This window comes from Mycolicibacter kumamotonensis, assembly GCF_002086285.1.
Taxonomy (GTDB): Bacteria; Actinomycetota; Actinomycetes; order Mycobacteriales; family Mycobacteriaceae; genus Mycobacterium; species Mycobacterium kumamotonense.
Genome location: NZ_MVHU01000076.1, coordinates 1 through 2,969, shown reverse-complemented (window position 1 = coordinate 2,969; position 2,969 = coordinate 1). Strand labels below are relative to the sequence as shown.

General features: G+C 60.3%; 3 protein-coding genes and 1 pseudogene. 1 reads left to right on the top strand and 3 read right to left on the bottom strand.

Annotated features, from left to right (window positions below):
* From BST28_RS23895 to BST28_RS22705, 3 genes and pseudogenes are all read right to left on the bottom strand, one after another.
* A pseudogene (locus tag BST28_RS23895) lies at window positions 1-367 on the bottom strand (hypothetical protein); the annotation flags it as partial.
* A gap of 828 nt (window positions 368-1,195) precedes the next feature.
* Window positions 1,196-1,528: a type II toxin-antitoxin system PemK/MazF family toxin gene (locus tag BST28_RS22710; RefSeq protein ID WP_019735610.1), complete on the bottom strand. Its 333-nt coding sequence runs from the start codon at window positions 1,526-1,528 to the stop codon at window positions 1,196-1,198.
* The gene (locus BST28_RS22705) at window positions 1,525-1,731 is read right to left on the bottom strand and encodes an antitoxin MazE-like protein (RefSeq protein ID WP_019735611.1); all 207 of its coding nucleotides are present in this window, start codon (window positions 1,729-1,731) and stop codon (window positions 1,525-1,527) included. Before BST28_RS22705 ends, BST28_RS22710 begins: the two co-directional genes overlap by 4 nt.
* Before the next feature lie 387 nt (window positions 1,732-2,118).
* Between BST28_RS22705 and BST28_RS23890 the strand changes: the two genes are divergently transcribed.
* Window positions 2,119-2,799 carry a hypothetical protein gene (locus tag BST28_RS23890; RefSeq protein ID WP_131813804.1) on the top strand — a complete coding sequence of 227 codons (681 nt, stop codon included), beginning with the start codon at window positions 2,119-2,121 and terminating at the stop codon, window positions 2,797-2,799.
* Window positions 2,800-2,969 lie beyond the last annotated feature (170 nt).

Genomic DNA, 2,969 nt, shown 5'->3' with positions numbered 1-2,969 from the left:
AGCGTTCAACACGACTCGTTGATCGCGACGCGTGAACCACGCCAGATCCGAAGTCCACCACTCCCTGGGACGCTATCAGACCCCACGACAGAAGATCTTTCGCTCGCTTGGCGCGTTCACCGATGAGCCCAAGAAACATCGCTCGCATGAGCCCGTGCGCGCCGTCCGGATACGCAGCCTTGAGCTTGTCCCAATCCACCTCCGAGAAGTCAGGCCGCGAGGCGGGGCCGCCTGGAGCGGCCGGCGATGGCATTTTGATGCCGAAGGCCTCCGGACCGGGATCGGTCTCGGGAACCGTATGACGACGTTGCTTCTCGCGCTCTTGCCGGCGCCGCTTCGCCGCCATACGGTCACCACGCTTGGCCATCTGCCCGTCCTTCACCTATTCCGCCGCACAACAAGCCCTCACAATAGGTCTCGGCTCCGACAAGGCCACCTGCTAATACGACCCAAACCGTCACAGTGACTAAACGCGAGGGTGGCGGTGATGTCATCATTGACAACGTGGTTAGACGCGTCAGCCTGATCCTGAGGGAAGCCGACGAAACGGTGATATCCCCATACCTCAGTCAGGATTCGCCCGCGGCGGAAGCTCTGCGACGATGGACCAGGCGGCAAGGGTGGGTCCCAGCCGAAATACCAACGGAAGCCGACGTGCTTCGTGCGCTGCTCAGGGCCGGGGCAGACGCACTGCATGAACAAGCCCTTGATGTTGGCTATACCCAACTGGCCTCGGACTTTGATGATCTCTCTGCTGACGCGGATAGGCGTGCCGCCCCGGGACCGCCATGCGCAAAGGATCCAAGACAGCAATGAGGGCGGAGCGTAACCGCCATACGAGGGGCCTAATGGAGAAGCCCGACTCGACTAATACGTCACAGTGACGAATTGGTCGGGTCCCGCGGCCGTAGCGACCGAGGACGGTGCGGGGCGGAACTCGGGCGGAAGCTGATCACGCCACCGGCGCGGAAACGTCACGAGATGCGACATCCAGTAGGCGAAGGAGTGGAAAGGGCCATGCGCTGGTTCTCGAACGAGTGAAAAAGTCGGAGATCAACTGCAAAACGACACGGCAGGCGACGACGCTAGTGTCCGATCCCATGACTTCCCCCCGCCCAGCTCACACCGTGTGCCGATAACGTACATTATGTCGGGTAGAGTAATGCGTTTTCACCTGCCACTCAACGGTTCTCACCTATCGGGCAAGGCCAAGGAATGCCATCATCGCTCGCTCGACCTCGACGACTTGCTCCGCTGTCAACCGACCTAGTCGGGAGTGGACGTTCGCCCTTCTGAGGGTTGTGAGCTTATCGACCATCACGTCGCTGTCGTGGTCCAGTCCGGATAGCCGGCCGTCTCCGCCGGCTATCCGGATGCGCATCAGCGGTGCATCCAACAGCGTGCTGGTCATCGGGGCGACAGTCACTGAACTCGTACTATCGAATAGGTCGTCTTGGATGATGACCGCGGGACGCGGCTTCGCGGCATAGACGCCACCCGCCACGGTCCAGATCTCCCCTCGGTTCACTCCTCGTCCCATGGCGTCGAGATGGCCTCAATGAAGTCTTGGTCGTCTCCGGTCTCGTCTGCCCGTGCGACCAACGAAGCCTGGCGATGCGCCTCGGCCGCAAACGTCTCGGTTCGAACATCAGGCACCCAGACCTGCAGCGGCCGGAGGCCTCGCTCCCGCATCCGCCGTCTGTACTCGCCGACCCTCTCCCTCACAGCCATGCCACGATGTTACATGTAACGTTGGACTTCAGCGGCTGGACAATCAGGAGCTGGCGGGCCAGAAAACAAAGATCCCAGCTACGACTTTCGCTCGGCGGCGGGCCTGGCCAACCTGAAGATAACCATCGTCACGGACGTCTTGAGGCTGTTCTGACGTTGGCGGGCAACTTGCGGCCGGGGCCGAATACGGCGGAATCGAATACCGCGGGTTACCAGTAAAGCTCACCCGCCCCGCCGCCTGTGGCAAACGTCGGCCTTGCCGAGCTAATACAGCAAGTGCTATTGTTCGTAACTGTTAGCGTTTCCGGATGGTGCGCGCGACCGTGCGTTGGTCAGATCCCGACTGGTTTCGTCGTACCGACAACACCAACCATGAGGGAACCCGCGATGTCTACCCATCCGCTGTTGCGCCGCGCGCGCCGCGTGACCGTACTTCTTGGAATCGCGGTTGGCACGGGCCTCGGTGTTGCCCTTGCCGCAAGTCCAGTCGCCGGCGCTGACGCCATCGATGATGCCTGGCCGTATCTCTCGATGACGTCGACGCCATATCCTGTGGCGACATTCCCTGGTGCCATAGCCTCACTTCCGACGACCTCTAACGGAGACATCGCGACATACGTCCACCACTTATGGGCGAATGACGAGTGGTACACGGCCCACGCGACTAATACCTATATAACGCTTTTGGGAAGTGTGGGCCATTCGGAAATCACCGCAATACTCGACGGCTCCACGTTCCCCCATGTCGGCGCCACTGAAGATGACGTGTCGCTGTTCCCGTTCACCCCTGTGCAAATCGGGCTAAGCGGTTATCAACCGATGTTTATCAATTCCTACCTGAACGATCCGACGATCGGGTTCGCCGACACATTTACGATGCAAGGATACTTCGGCAACGGGGTCGGAATCACCAACACCTACATCAGCGACGCAGCCGGCATCAAAGACACCCTCAGTTTTGAGGGCCAGCCGCCATTTTTGACGCTGTTTGAATTCCCAGCAACCGACCCTGCTTCTGCCGCATCGGATTTGAGTCAGCTGATGACCGACTTCACTGGACTGTTCTGATCGGCGACAGCCACACCGACGCGCCTCAACATCACAGACCGAGGACGTGTCGACGACGGTCGAAATCTAGGCCAGAAGCGACGGGGTGGTTTCGAGATATTGTCAAGACCTGTGGATCGGTGATTTTCAGGCGACCTCCGATCCGGCGGTTGCGGGCTCGCCCGTCGACG

Bases quoted from the DNA above. Each gene is read 5' to 3' on its own strand.
- BST28_RS22705 (WP_019735611.1), bottom strand. From the start codon at position 1,731: ATGGCTGTGAGGGAGAGGGTCGGCGAGTACAGACGGCGGATGCGGGAG.
- BST28_RS23890 (WP_131813804.1), top strand. From the start codon at position 2,119: ATGTCTACCCATCCGCTGTTGCGCCGCGCGCGCCGCGTGACCGTACTT.